Origin of the sequence: Paraglaciecola marina (assembly GCF_004360155.1) — a bacterium.
Lineage (GTDB): Bacteria > Pseudomonadota > Gammaproteobacteria > Enterobacterales > Alteromonadaceae > Paraglaciecola > Paraglaciecola marina.
In genome coordinates this window covers 380,491-395,748 of sequence record NZ_SAIS01000001.1, presented here as the reverse complement: position 1 = coordinate 395,748, position 15,258 = coordinate 380,491, and the positions used below count along the sequence as shown (strand labels likewise).

At 37.5% G+C, this 15,258-nt stretch carries 8 protein-coding genes; 5 read left to right on the top strand and 3 right to left on the bottom strand.

The window, feature by feature from the left end:
- Positions 1-22 precede the first annotated feature (22 nt).
- Positions 23-1,315, top strand: a complete 1,293-nt coding sequence (locus tag EOK74_RS07825) for an HlyC/CorC family transporter (RefSeq protein ID WP_133469426.1) — start codon at positions 23-25, stop codon at positions 1,313-1,315.
- 259 nt (positions 1,316-1,574) lie between these two features.
- Here EOK74_RS07825 and sixA read toward each other — a convergent pair whose 3' ends face one another.
- Positions 1,575-2,048, bottom strand: coding sequence for a phosphohistidine phosphatase SixA (gene sixA, locus EOK74_RS07815; protein WP_133469424.1), 474 nt, complete (start codon positions 2,046-2,048; stop codon positions 1,575-1,577).
- A gap of 125 nt (positions 2,049-2,173) precedes the next feature.
- Here sixA and EOK74_RS07810 point away from each other — a divergent pair, with 125 nt between their 5' ends.
- The 3 genes from EOK74_RS07810 (at position 2,174) to EOK74_RS20825 (ending at position 9,989) form a co-directional block, all read left to right on the top strand.
- Positions 2,174-4,936, top strand: coding sequence for an insulinase family protein (locus EOK74_RS07810; RefSeq protein WP_133469423.1), 2,763 nt, complete (start codon positions 2,174-2,176; stop codon positions 4,934-4,936).
- Between the two features lie 186 nt (positions 4,937-5,122).
- Positions 5,123-9,631, top strand: a complete 4,509-nt coding sequence (locus EOK74_RS07805) for an EAL domain-containing protein (protein WP_133469721.1) — start codon at positions 5,123-5,125, stop codon at positions 9,629-9,631.
- Between the two features lie 202 nt (positions 9,632-9,833).
- Positions 9,834-9,989 (top strand): hypothetical protein, encoded by a 156-nt coding sequence (locus EOK74_RS20825; RefSeq protein ID WP_166638732.1) that lies wholly within the window; start codon positions 9,834-9,836, stop codon positions 9,987-9,989.
- A 493-nt stretch (positions 9,990-10,482) separates the two neighbouring features.
- Here the strand turns inward: EOK74_RS20825 and fadJ are convergent, their stop codons facing one another.
- Together fadJ and fadI are read right to left on the bottom strand one after the other, a co-directional pair.
- The gene (gene fadJ, locus EOK74_RS07800; RefSeq protein ID WP_133469422.1) at positions 10,483-12,627 is read right to left on the bottom strand and encodes a fatty acid oxidation complex subunit alpha FadJ; all 2,145 of its coding nucleotides are present in this window, start codon (positions 12,625-12,627) and stop codon (positions 10,483-10,485) included.
- 10 nt (positions 12,628-12,637) lie between these two features.
- A complete protein-coding gene (gene fadI / locus EOK74_RS07795) occupies positions 12,638-13,948 on the bottom strand; it encodes an acetyl-CoA C-acyltransferase FadI (protein WP_133469421.1) in 1,311 nt (436 codons plus the stop codon).
- Positions 13,949-14,287: 339 nt separating this feature from the next.
- On the opposite strand from fadI, the gene EOK74_RS07790 reads away from it, so the two are divergent.
- Positions 14,288-15,244 (top strand): AAA family ATPase, encoded by a 957-nt coding sequence (locus tag EOK74_RS07790; protein ID WP_133469420.1) that lies wholly within the window; start codon positions 14,288-14,290, stop codon positions 15,242-15,244.
- The last annotated feature ends 14 nt before the right edge of the window (positions 15,245-15,258 follow it).

Sequence of the window (15,258 nt, the reverse complement as noted above, 5' to 3'; positions counted from 1 at the left end):
TATCTTTATAGGATTTTCATAGTTGGACGACATCGCCACTAGTAGTTTATTCATTATTCTCGGCGTTTTAATTTTACTCTCAGCTTATTTCTCAAGCTCTGAAACGGGCATGATGTCCATTAATCGATACCGTCTGAAACACCTTGAAAATGAAGGTCACAAAGGCGCTATTCGCGTACAAAAATTACTACAAAGACCTGACCGACTGATTGGTTTAATACTGATTGGCAATAACTTGGTCAATATTGCAGCAGCGTCAGTCGCGACAATTTTATGCTTAAGGTTGTTTGGTGAGTTTTGGGGCCTGATAGCTGCAAATATTGGTTTAACCATTGTAATTTTGATTTTTGCAGAAGTTACGCCAAAGACCTTAGCGGCACTTTACCCTGAAAAAATCTCTTTCCCTAGCTCCATTGTCTTACTTCCTCTGATGTTCGTTCTTTACCCATTCGTGTACTTGATAAATGGTATTTGTAATGGCTTATTAGCCATAATACGAGTTAACCCTAGAAATAACGATGGCGAAAATTTAAGCCGGGAAGAGTTGAGAACCGTAGTACACGAAGCTGGGACGCTCATACCTAAAAAGCACCAAGACATGCTAGTAGGTATTTTAGATTTAGAAAAAGTAACCGCTGAAGATATTATGGTCCCCCGCAGTGATATCGTTGCTATTGACATTAATAATGAGTGGAAAGATATTCAACGAAAGTTAGTCAACGCTCAACACACCCGAGTTTTACTTTATCGTGACAGCATAGATGACGCAGTAGGATTTGTGCATGTTCGAGATGCATTAAGATTATTGTCAAAAGACCAATTTACAAAAGCGACCTTGCTTAGGGCGGTTAGAGATATTTACTTTACGCCAGAATCAACGCCTCTGCATACGCTGATGTATAAGTTTCAAGCTGCTAAAGAAAGAATAGGCTTAGTAGTAGATGAATATGGTGACATTCAAGGATTAGTAACCTTGGAAGATATTCTTGAAGAAATTATTGGTGACTTCACCACTAGCTTTTTACCCGACCATAGTAAAGAAGCCAACCTACAACAAGATGGCAGCTTTTTAATTGATGGTAGCGCGAATATCAGAGAGTTAAATAAAGAATTAGATTGGAACTTTCCAACTGAAGGTCCAAAAACCTTAAACGGTTTGATATTGGAATATCTCGAAGATATACCTGAGACCAATATCAGTTTAAGAATCGCTGGCTATCCTATAGAGCTAATTGAAATGAAAGATAATATGGTTAAAACAGTGCGTGTTTTACCAGAGTACTACCGCGAAGAGCCAACTTTCACGTCTGATTAGTATTGTCTTCGCTATTTTTTTGACGGTTTTGATGAATTTTTGTTTTTAAAAGCTCAACTTTATCATTTAGATTTGTTAGGCGATCCATGATCCCCTGAAGCTCATCATCATGAGTCAGGTTTGATTCCACAACCTGATGCTCTAGCACCTGTTGTAAATATGCGGGCAAACTTTTATTCATCATATTAATAATATCGGTTAGCCCAGCAAATTCTTAAGACTAGAATACATACAAGCTGAGATAAACATGTATTTTATGCTACGGGTGAAATGTTTCTCCCCCGTCACCATTTCTATCGATAGGGTCATATTCAACAATAACAGTACTAGATGTATCAAATAGCATTGATTTTTTACTTTTACTGATTTCTTCTAAAAAATAACACACAAAAGGCATATGGCTTATCACCAAAACGGTTTTATAAGAGGGGCTTTGCGATATTAAGGCATCTAAATAGTCGTGAAAGAGAGCAGGATCACCCTCTGGGACAATATCAGATGTATCAATTTTTCTACCAACATTCACAACTGAAGTTAACTCATCATAGGTTTGTTGGGTCCTCAAATATGGACTCACCAATGCTAAGTCAATTTTGCTATTCTCACCTAAATGTTTTGCTAACCAATTACTTGCATCAGATACTTGCTGCTTACCTAAAACCGTCAAAGCCCTAGTTTCATCTGGCTCACTTAGCACCTCGGCTTGTCCGTGACGCATTATTGCTAACTTCATATTATTGATTTAATTTGTATTTTTCTTAATAGTACAATAAAAATACCACGAAAAATGTTTAGAAAGTGATTATCTATAAAAAATTGGTTTATGCTTACTAGTTGTAACGTCAAGGAAAATATATTTTGCTCAAAAGTGCCTATGATAAACGCCAATATAAATTCATAGAATTACCCAATGGTTTAAAAATTTTATTGGTTCAAGATCCACTTGCCAACAAAAGCGCTTGCTCTATAACAGTGAATGCAGGTCACTTTAACGACGATAATGATTGCCCTGGTATCAGTCATTTACTGGAGCATATGCTTTTTTTAGGAAATGATATATTCCCTAATGCCAATGACTTCTCAAATTTTTTAGCCAGCCACAATGGCAGTATTAACGCTTCTACTGGCTCTGAGTTTACAAGTTTTTTTTACGATTTAAACTCTGATATTCAGAATGAAGATAACGCCTTAGCACATATAAGCGCGATGATGTTACGGCCTAAATTCGATAAAACACTGATTGAAAAAGAAATAAACGCAATTGATGCAGAGTTTTCTTTAAAGCAAAAAGATGATTTAAGACGTTTATACCAAGTACATAAGGAAACCTGCAACCCCGCCCATCCCTTTAGCAAGTTTTCAGTGGGTAATTTGGAAACCTTCTCCGCATTTTCAGCTATAGAACTAAAGGAAAAACTCCAACGCTTCCATCAAAGCTACTATCAACCACAAAACACCTCCTTTTGTCTAATAAGCAAACAAGATATCACTAGTTCTGAGCAGCTAGTACGGGAACATTTCGGTCAATGGGACGCTAAAAAATTACCATCAGCTGATAAGCACCCTAGTTTGTATTTACCTGAACATTTGGGAATACAGATTAATATAAAACCTATTCAACAAGCTCAAAGAATGATTTTTACGTTTCCTTTACCCGGACAAGGAGAGTACTTCAGAAGCAAGCCTTTAAGTGTACTAAGCCATATAATAGGTGATGAGGGAGATGGAGGATTACTGAGCTTTTACAAACAAAAAAATTGGGCCACTAGCCTAAGTGCAGGTGGTGGAATTGAAGGCAGCAGTTTTAAAGACTTTAACATCAATCTGCAATTAACCAATGAAGGAATTAAAAATCAAGACAACATAATTTACGCATTATTCGCGTTTATTCAACTTATTAAGGAAGAAGGCATTAGCAGCTGGCGCATTCAAGAAATCTCTACTCTCAATCAATTAATGTGGGACTTTACTGACCACGCTAAACCTATAGATGAAGCCCAAGAGTTAAGTATCGCCATATTTGAATACCCTGAAGAATATCTACTTTGTGGAGATTATATACTCGATAAGCCTAGCCCAGCGCTTACACTTCAGATGTTAGATTACTTCAGTCCAGAGAATCTAAGGTTAAAAGTGGTAACGCCAGATGCCTCCACTCATCTAATCGCTAAGTGGTATAACACCCCTTATGATGTTACAAATTTGAATCTAAACTTTGATTTAGACATTATTAAATCTAGATACATGGCTAATTTGAAGTTACCCGATGTAAACAAGTTCATTCAGCCACTTTCAAAACTTAATGACATAAATCATGACTATCACTTACCCCAAAAAATAGTTAGCGAAACCGGACTTCATATTTGGTATGGGCAAGATGATAAATTTAAACAACCTAAAGGACATTGTTTTTTAACATTTGATTGTCCAATTGTTAACCAAGGTATTGAAATAGTTGCGGGTAAGCGACTATGGATTGCGTTATTAAATGAAAGACTAAATCAGAAATACTACCAAGCTAACATGGCTGGAATTCACTTCCATTTTTATCCCCATCAAGGAGGGTTCTCTATACAAACCAGTGGATTTAGCAATCCACAACTCGAATTTTGTAGTAATCTTTTAACTGAGATCATAGTCCATGATAATTTTGAAAACAGCTTTCTACAGGTAAAGAATAAACAACTCAACGGCTTATCAAATACCCTTCTTAACAAGCCAATAAACCGAATATTTTCAAGGCTAGCGGTTCTCATGCAACAACAAAATTACTCACCGGAACAAATGGCATTTAATGTCAATAAGTTAGCATTACACGATATAAAAACCACGAAAGAACAACTACTTAGTTGCTTTCATTTAGAAGGCCTAATGTACGGTGACTGGGCGTATTCTGATACGATTAAAGTTGTGAAAGATGTAAAAAGCTTCCGAAATGCATACCCTACAGCTGACAAAATTAACAGAGGGGTAGCTGACATACGTAAGCAAGCAACACAAATACACCAAGTCAACTGCGAACATCCAGATTCTGCAGTGGTTTTATATTTTCAAGCCCCAGACTCAAGCATTAAGACCACAGTTTTAACTATTTTAGCAGAGCAACTATTGGCTACGCCGTTTTTCCATAAATTGCGCACCACGCAACAGCTAGGCTATTTAGTAGGGACTGGATACGTACCCTATAATAATCACCCAGGGATCAGCTTTTACATTCAGTCTCCCCATAAAAGTGTTAGTCACCTTATAGAAGCGATTAATACGTTCCTAATTACAACGCTAGAAGACATTAAAGAGTATCAGAATGTTTGGAAAATGATCAAAAACGGGGTCATCAAGCAGTTAATGCAAGAAGACACCAATTTAAATATGAAAAGTCAACACTTATGGATGGCAATAGGTAACGGAAATTTGACATTTAATCACAATGAAAAAATGGTTAAATCAATTATAGAGCTTGAATTAAGCGACCTAAATAATTACCTACAAGATATGGTGTCAAGACAAAGTTTTGGAGAATTTTTGTTATATAGTGGTGACTTAAGTGATTACCCAGCCACCATTAAAACCGCAAACGTATCTAATATTCAGAGATTTAAATCAGAGATAAATTACCTTTAAAACACCGCTTAGCTGCATAAAAACCGCACGAATCAGCTTTTTTAAGCTAACTCCTGCACTTTTCTATTATAAATGCTTGTAGCCCGCGTTGAAATTGGGCATATTTAGTGACAGGAGATAAGGACATACCACTAACTAATACTAATAATGAAAAGGTAGTCTACCATCTTTGGGTACAAAGTGCGCATACACCAATTATATATAACATGCTTGTCCGTTTTTCTGATATCAATTGGATTAAACTTCCTTACCCCTGTGTATGCCTCAAATAATGTCTTTTTTAAATACTCAAAATCAGATGGACTCGCCCAGAGTACAGTCACCGATATAGTTGAAGATCAACAAGGCTTTCTTTGGTTTTCAACTTTTGAAGGCGTCAGTCGTTTTGACGGGTACGACTTTAAAACATACAAACATGTCCCAGAAGATGAATCTTCTTTACCCGCAAACTTTACTAAAAAAATGTTGGTGGACTCTCAAGGTATTCTTTGGATAGGTACCCGAAACGGCTTAGCAAAATACAATCCAAAACTAGATAATTTTAAAACTTATAACAATAGCAATAGTGAATTAAGCGATAACGAAATATTTTCTTTAGCGCTAGGCATCGATGGCCGTTTGATGATCACCACTAGTGAAAACCTTTATATTTATGATAACCATACCGATACATTTTTGCCCTATAGAGTAGGTGGAGATGCGTTACCTGCAGACATCAAAGTAATATTTAGTGAAGTAGATAAAACATGGATCGGTAGCTTAGGTGAGGGGTTATTCCTCCTCGAACATGCAACAAATACCTTGTTTAGTTTAAAAGGAGCTAATCCTTGGGACATATCTATAGATGCTGATTATCTATTTGATTTAAAATTAATTAGTAATAACTATTGGCTAGGCACTGAACAAGGTGCATATGTGGTTAATAGGGATACTTTTGATGTAACCAAAATTAATACACATAGCTCCCCCGCCATTGTTGGAGATGAAGTCAGAAGCATTTCAAAGGATAAAGATGAAAATGTCTGGTTAGGTGGAAGCTCTGGTATAAGTATTATTGATGAAAATTTTGCCGAAGTTTTTTACTACCATACCCAAAATAGTAATAATTTTGGTTTAGAAAGCACACACCTTTTAAAAATTTTTAAAGACTCGAATGATACAATTTGGTTAGGTACTTATTCAGGTGGCATTTACCGTTATAACTTAGAAAGCTCGAAAATTAAGTTTTTTAAGAAAAATGCAAATAACGTAAATTCATTATCTGGCGATGTAGTTTGGGCAATATCTCAAGACTCTAAAGATCAAATTTGGGCGGCTACACAATCTAATGGTTTGAATAAATTTGATTCAGATAATTTTACTTTTGAACATTTTTTAACAGATTTCAAACATAATATTTGGGCATTAAAAATTGATGCCTTAGATAAGATATGGGTAGCCAGCTCAGGTGGGCTATTTATATATAAACAGACTCCAGAAGGTCGACTAGAACATGTGAAAACACTTTTCGCAGGAATGGACACCCAAAATATCAGTCAGTTTTCTAATAAAATTTGGCTAAGAAGAGAAGTGGGTATCATTAGCTCTGTCGATACAGAAACTCTCAAAATAACAAACATTGAACTGCCCAATAAAAATATTAATTATGTAGTACCTCTTTACTACGACTCATCCAAAAATTTATGGCTAGCAACTAATCTAGGACTCGTTCTATACAATACAGATACTCAAACGTTAGAAAGACTAATAATTAACTTTGATGATTCAGTGAGGCTGTTTAATTCTGTAATTGAGACTGACAATGCGTTTTGGCTATCAACCTTAAGCCACGGTCTTATTGAATTAGATAAAATAACCTATCAAGTCAAAACGCATTTGAGCCAAGGAAATGGTTTAGCTAGCAACCAAATTATAGAAACAATTAGCCACGAAGGTAGTTTGTGGTTGGCTTATGTAAGCGACGGAATAGATGAAGTTTCAATCGAAGAGTCAAAGGTATTACAAAACATTGTCCCTGAAAGGTTGTTGTATAATGAATTAAATGAAGGTGGGGGTTTACAAACAAGTTCTGGTGAAATTATGCTTGGGGGCACCAACGGCATTCTGACTTTTCATCCTAAGCAAGTATCATATACAGAATTAGAAAAGAGAGCTAATCAAGCCAATATTAATTCTTACCACTCACCAACTTTAACGCAATTTAGAGTTTTCAATCTCCCTGTTTCTATACATTCAAAAAACTCTCCCTTACCCTCAGCAATTAATATGGCTACAAGTATCGACCTCCCTAATGAATCAAGCATGATTAGCTTGAAATTTGCTCAGCTAAACCCTGTGGTACCAGAAGCTATAGAGTACAGATACAAGCTTATAGGGTTATCAAATAAATGGATTACGACTGATAGTGAATCCCCTAGACGAGCAGACTTTTCAAACTTAGATTTTGGCAAGTATACATTTGTTGTTCAAAGTAGAGCGCCGTTTAATGAATGGTCACCTTCTAAGCAGGTTCAAATTAACATTGCACCACCTTTTTGGTTACATAAAAATGCCTTAATTTTATTTGCCGCTTTAACATTATTGATATTGTTTTATTGGATAAAACAGATCAGAGCTAGAAATGCCATACGTCAAGCAATCTTGGAAAATGAAGAACGCCTAAAATTAACTTTATGGAGCAGTGGCGATGAATTATGGGATTGGGATATCTATAAGGGGCAGGTTTTTAGGTCAAATACTTGGGGAACCTTAGACTTCCCTCAAGACGACATTCGAGTCAATAGTTCCTATGAAGCGAATATCCACCCAAATGACATAGAAAGAGTGCAGTACTCTTTAAAGGAGCATTTGGATGAAAAAACAGAAAATTATGAAGTAGCGTACCGAGCACAAACCTACAAGGGTGATTGGTTATGGATACTAGACAGAGGTAAAGTCGTTGCAAGGGATAACAATCATCAACCACAGCGAATGACAGGCACCTTAAAAAATATCAGCCACCTAAAAGAAGCAGAAGAACAGTTAAAGCTGTTTAAACGTTCAATTGAGACAATATCTGATGGGGTATTTATTACTGATACTAGTTTTAGATTTATTTCAGTGAACAACTCTTATTGTAAATACACAGGGGAAACTAGAGAACAAGCTCTAGCCAGTTATTTAGCTTTTCATCAATACCCAGGTGTATTTACTGAAGAAGTTAAAAAGAGCCTACAGCAAAAAGGAAATTGGTTTGGTGAGGTTGAATCAAGAAGAAAGGTTGGCGAAAAATATGAGATGGAACTTAATATTGATGCGATTACCGATGAAGACGGCAAAATAAGTCATTATGTAGGTGTATTTTCCGATATTACGGCCAGAAAAGGCACAGAAAAAGAATTATTAAAGTTATCTAATACAGACCCCCTTACCGACTTACCTAATCGTTCATTTTTCTTAGCGAGCCACAGTAATATTGTAAGGAGAGATACCTCTCATGCCTTAATTTGTTTGGATATGGATAACTTTAAAAAGATTAATGATTCTTTAGGGCACCAAACGGGTGATATTTTAATAAAACAAATAGCCAAAAGACTGCAAAAAATGGCAGGAACCAAGGCAACTTGTTACCGCATAGGGGGAGATGAATTTAGTATATTAGTAGATAATTCCACCGATATTCATTACATCACCCATTTTGCTCAAACTATTTTAGATAATATGGCCCGCCCATTTATAATCAATAAACAGGAGTTTGTTTTAGGGGCTAGTTTAGGTATTGCTTTTTATCCGGAGGATGGAAGTTCTCCACAAGAGTTACTAAAAAATGCTGATACCGCTATGTATTTTGCAAAAAATGCTGGTGGCAATAAGTATCAATTCTTTAGTGGCGAAATGAACCAAAACGCGGTGCGTCAGTTACAAATCGAGAATTTAATCCGCCACGGTTTAAAAGAAGACTTATTTACAGTTTTTTATCAGCCTAAAGTTGACATAGCCAGCGGTAAACTAACCAGTATGGAAGCCTTAGTTCGCTATGAACATCCAGATAAGGGCATAGTTAGCCCTGCTCAATTTATCCCTTTAGCTGAACAAACAGGACAAATAGTAGATATTGGAGAAGTGGTACTTAAAAAAGCCTGTGAAGACACCAAACGTTGGGTTGATAAGGGCTTATTTACAGGGCGTGTTGCGGTTAACATTTCAGCTAGGCAATTTCAAATTCCTGACTTAGACGAACGTATCATTAATATATTGCAAAAAATTGGTCTTTCACCACTGCATCTAGAGTGCGAAATTACTGAAGGGACCTTGATGCAAGACCCCGAAAAAGCCCTACGTATGATGTTACGTTTACGGGAGAGAGGTATTCATTTAGCACTTGATGATTTTGGTACTGGTTACTCCTCTTTAGCTTATTTAAAACGCTTCCCAATTAACACTTTAAAAATAGACAAAGCTTTTATTGATGATATCGCAACAGCGGCTGAAGATCGGCATATGACACAGGCAATTATTACAATCGCCCATAATTTAGGGCTAAAAGTAGTGGCCGAAGGTGTTGAGCATGAAAGTCAACTGTCAATTTTACGTCGTTACAAGTGTGAAATGTTACAAGGTTATTTATATAGTAAACCCCTAAACTCACAGAGATTTGAACGTTTATTATCTGAAAACCAACAATTATCTAAAGTAATTCAAAAGAACACTATTTAAATTAAACACACTAGATTACTTCTTAAGCCCGAAATTAAAGGCTTAACAGATACCCATAGTTCTCAACCACTTAGGTAACACTAATATTTTTTTCTGGTAAAAATCCTTCACTCATAAACTTTGGCACACTTCTCGCTAATATTAAATTGACCGGCAATATAATGTCGGCATAAACGTCAATAAAATATACGAGGAAATAAAAATGTTAAAATCATATGCAGTAGCACTAGTACTAGCAACAGCCGCTCCAGCAGCAATTAAATCTGAAGAAGCAGTTAAAGCACCAAGCCAAAACAAGGCACCAGTAACCACTACAGATACCAGTAAAAATGGTTTAAAAAATGGTAGAAATTGGTAAAAAAGAGTCATCTACGTAAGGATACGTAACCTTAATGGAATATATTAATAATTTAAGGATAATCAATAAGGCTCAATATAAGTTTATTGAAGCACAGATAAAGAGAGGGGGAACCCTCTTTTTTTATGCTAGAAATAAATAGCTAGCATACCCTCTAGCCTTCTGTAACTTTATTCGTTGGCGCGATCTAAAAAGTGGATAAATCGTAGGCCCCAAAAACAACCCAGCTAAAGCCCAATTCTTTGCCGTTAACCCGGTCTTAAACGATTGCACATAAAACACACAACAACAAACTACAGAACTTAAAATAAGCAATATCATAACCACCTCACCAAATTAAAGTAAGACTCATAACAAGTGTTATGTCCTAAAATACATAAGCGGTAATAATTTGCCTTTGTATTGAAATTGCCGCTAGTTTACATGGGTTTCAAACAAAAAAAAGCCGAGCTTAGGTATAAGTCAGCTCGGCTGGGTATATCAAATATCTTGGCTAGTAAAAAGAACGTTTTTCACCAACCATAAGCTTCAAACATGCCGCGGGAGTATACTTATCTCCATAAACACTTTGATAATGTTCAAGCCTATTAACCAAATATTCTAAACCTAAACTATGCATATATCGGAATGGTCCGCCTAAAAAAGGAGGGAAGCCAATCCCAAAGATTGCACCAATATCGCCATCTCTTGCATTACGAATGACCCCTTCATCTAAACACATGGCAGCTTCATTCAACATAAGTAATACACAACGCTCAGAAATTTGCTCTTGGCTTTGTTTTATTGTTGGTGTAATACCTAACAAATCATACAAAGACTTATCAACTTTCTTACCTGTACTTTTCCCTGAATAATCATAAAAGCCTCTGCCGTTCTTCTTACCTTTTCGGCCATCAGTTAATATTTTATTAAAGTCAGGATTTGATACAAATCTATCACCAAATTGGGCTTCTAAAATAGGCCCTATTTTTGTACCAACATCTATTCCAACTTCATCAAGTAACTTAATAGGCCCCACTGGGAATCCGAATTTAACTAATGATTTGTCAATATGTTCAATGGGCTCACCACTTAGCAGAACTTCCGCAGCTTCATTCATGTAGGGCGCTAAAATACGATTCACATAGAACCCTGCACCGTCTTTTACAACGATAGGAGTTTTACCTTGTTTTTTAGCTAATTCAACAGTAGTCGAAATTGTTTTGTCTGAGGTTTTATCGTGGGCAATCACTTCGGCGAGGGGCATTTTATCTACAGGAGAAAAATAGTGTAAACCTATTACATTCTCCGGTCTTTTAGCTTTGGCCGCAATCTGCCCAATAGGAATGGAGGATGTATTAGAAGCAAATATAGTACTCTCTGAGCAGTTTTCTTCTACATCAGCGACCATTTGTTGCTTAAGTTCTAGATCTTCAAAAACGGCTTCGATCACCACATCAATTTCATTAAACCCAGTATAATCAACACTTCCAGTTAGTAATGCCAATTGTTTCTGCATTTCTGACTTTTTAATAAATCGACGTTTAAACTTCTTATTTAAAATGTCATAGCTGTACTTAATGGCGTTAGCAATGCCGTCGGTACGGATATCTTTAATTCTAACAGCTATACCAGCTTTGCTGGCAGTAACAAAGGCAATTCCTCCCCCCATCAAGCCACCACCTAACACCCCTACTCTATTCACAACCTCAGGTTTAACACCTTCAATGCCTGACTCTTTCTTCATGTCAGTAGTAGCAAAGAATAAACTTCTCAAAGAAGCAGATTCAGGGCTCATTACTAATTGACCAAAATGCGATGCCTCTACTTCAAGGCCCTTCTTCATGCCTCTACTTAACCCAGTCTCAATACAATCGATGATCAGTTCTGGAGAAGGGTAATTCCCATGGGTTTTAGCAGCGGTTTGTTTACGAGCTTGTTTAAACATAATGTTACGACCAACATTAGTCTTTTCTAAAAACTTACCCATAACGTCTAGTTTAGGACCTTTACGTTTGGGCTTAGGTTTTTTAGCCATTTCGATGGCAACATCAAGCAATATGGATTTAGGAACCATATCATCGACTATGCCATATTTGAGTGCTTGTTTAGCTCGAGCAGACCCACCAGTGAGCATCATTTTCATGGCTTGTTGCACGCTGATTAATCTCGGTAATCGCTGTGTTCCACCACTTCCTGGAAGGAGGCCTAATTGCACCTCAGGTAAGCCAAGTTGCGTTTTCGCATCATCACTACACACTCGATAATGGCAGGCTAATGCCAATTCTAAACCACCTCCTAATGCAGGCCCATGGATAGCAGCGACAAAAGTAGCTGGCATAGCTTCAATACGGTCAAACATTTGTTGACCGCCTTTAGCAATACTTGTCGCATCTTCCGCATTTTCACAAGCGGCCAACATACTGATATCAGCTCCGGCTACAAATGAGTTATCTTTACCACTAACTAACACTACACCTTTAATGCTGCTATCTGCATTAATTTGAGATAGTACGTCTTCTATTTGCTCTGAAAACTCGACTTTCAGAGTGTTCATGCTTTCGCCTGGAACATCCATTGTCAATATAGCCACACCATCATCGCGAACATCTAGGGAGAAGGCACTTTTTATTTCATTGGTATCATTACTTATAGTCATGTTATTCACCCTATTCAGTTTCTACGATCATAGCAGCGGCTAAACCACCAGCAGCACAAGCCGTTAGTAATCCTGCACCACCTCCTCTTCTATTAAGCTCATTTAGCATTTGTGTAATCATTCGCGTGCCAGTTGCAGCAAATGGGTGGCCGTAAGCCAGAGAGCTTCCCATTACATTAAACTTGTCCATATCAATTTCACCTGTGGCTTTATTTCTGCCTAGCTTTTCTTGGGCAAATTTATCACTGGCAAACATTTTAATGTTCGCTAATGTTTGTGCTGCAAAAGCCTCATGCATTTCAATTAGGGTTAAATCATTAAGTGTCATACCTGCTTTTTCAAGAGCCATAGGTGTCGCGTACGAAGGGCCCATTAACATATCTTCCCATACGTCAATTGCTGCCCAAGCATAGCTCTTTATATATCCTAAAGGTTTATAACCAAGCTCCTTTGCTCGGCTTTCAGTCATCATCAAAATGGCTGAAGCGCCATCAGTCAAAGGTGTAGCATTAGCGGCAGTGACCGTTCCGTGCTTTCTATCAAATACGGGCCTCAACTTGGCGTAGCCTTCAAGTTTTGAATCAAACCGTACATTATTATCTTTCTCTAAAGCCCCTTTAAATGGTTCTGCATATGCTGTCATAACTTCATTAGCTAACTTGCCTTCTTCCCAACTTTGAGCAGCAAGACTATGTGATCTGTGAGCTAGAGCATCTTGATCTTTTCTACTTATACCGTGGCTTTTCGCCATTTGCTCAGCAGTTTGCCCCATGGATAAACCTGTAGAATATTCAGCAACTGCTGGAGGCACGGGTAATAGATCTTTCAGACCAAGCTTTTTCAATACATTCCACTTTTGCGGAAGCGTTTTAGTTTTTTGAAGGTCGGTTAATGCTCGGGCTAATTTTTTTGACACACCAATTGGCGATACAGAAGTAGAGTCAGCACCACCTGCAACTCCAACATTGATATTCCCCGCCATCATCGACTCAGCAATACTCACTGTAGATTGAAAACTAGTGGCACAAGCTCTGGATACACTAAAGGCATCGGTTTGCACATTCATACCAGTGCCTAAAACAATTTCACGAGCAATATTTGGTGCCTCAGGCATCTGCACCACTTGGCCGTAAACTAGTTGTTGAATCAGGTTCGGATCAACATTATTACGGACCAGCATTTCGTTAACAACCATCTTGCCTAAATCAACAGCTGGCACACCATGAAAGTATGTTGCCATTTTAGCAAAGGGAGTTCGTAAGCCTGCTACTATGGCTATTCTATCGCCATCTCTTGTTTTCACTATTTGGTTCGTTGTCATCTATGGATCCTTTTAAATAAATTAGCACAAGTGGTCAGACCTGTAATAAATGAATTGTACAGAGTAACTATAGTGACTGCAAGCTAGGTGCATTTATGCCCTATGGCTATTATTATTTATAAATAATAATAGCCATATAAAACCACTAAATACGAAAAGAAAATGAGAGATTAAATAAAACTTTATTTTTGCCCCTTTGTAACATTGTATTTCAGCTATGGAACCCTATATAGATTGCATTGTCAGTAACCTGTGGCAAAAATCACAAACCATTAGCTTTTGTGCAAATTTCAATCATCAAAAGCATTAAATTCCCCATAAGAAGGAAGAGTTAACAATATGACTGCTGAAAAATTTATACAGTTACGTACTTACTTAGACAGCCAAGTTGTTGGCCAGCAAACGCTAACTCAGAACATATTATTGGCCTTGTTAGCTGATGGGCATTTATTAGTTGAAGGGCCACCAGGGCTCGCTAAAACTAGAGCAGTAAATGCATTAGCTAAAGGGGTTGAAGGTGATTTTCATCGAGTTCAATTTACACCAGATCTATTACCCGCAGATTTAACGGGAACCGACATTTACAGACCTGAAACTGGCAATTTTGTTTTCCAAAAAGGTCCATTATTCCACAATCTTGTACTTGCGGATGAAATTAACCGTGCGCCAGCTAAAGTGCAGTCAGCCTTATTAGAAGCAATGGCTGAAAGGCAAATTACGGTAGGAAACAAAACCTATACATTGCCTGAGCTATTTTTAGTAATGGCAACCCAAAACCCTATTGAGCAAGAGGGAACTTACCCCTTACCCGAAGCTCAACTTGACCGCTTCATGATGCATTTAGAAATTGATTACCCTGGTGCTGCAACCGAATTAGAAATTTTACGTTTAACCCGTAAAGAAGCCTTGCACGTAACGCCTGTTACGCCACCAAACTTGACTCAAGGCGATATTTTTGAAGCAAGACAGGATCTGCTTAAAATTCATTTAGATGAATCTCTTGAACAATATTTAGTGCAGCTTATTGTGGCCACAAGACAACCTGAAAAATACCATGCAGATCTTGCTAATTGGCTGGAATTTGGCGCAAGTCCGCGAGCGACAATCGCTTTGGATAAATGTGCCCGCGCTCACGCTTGGCTAATGGGCCGAGATTTTGTTGGACCAGATAACATTCAGGCGGTATTTCATAATGTGTTGCGCCACAGAATAATACTGAGTTATGAAGCCGAAGCCGAAGGCGTAAGTAGAAACCAAGTTCTAGACAAAATACTGCAACTTGTCACTGTTCCTTAAACAAACAGTTAGTT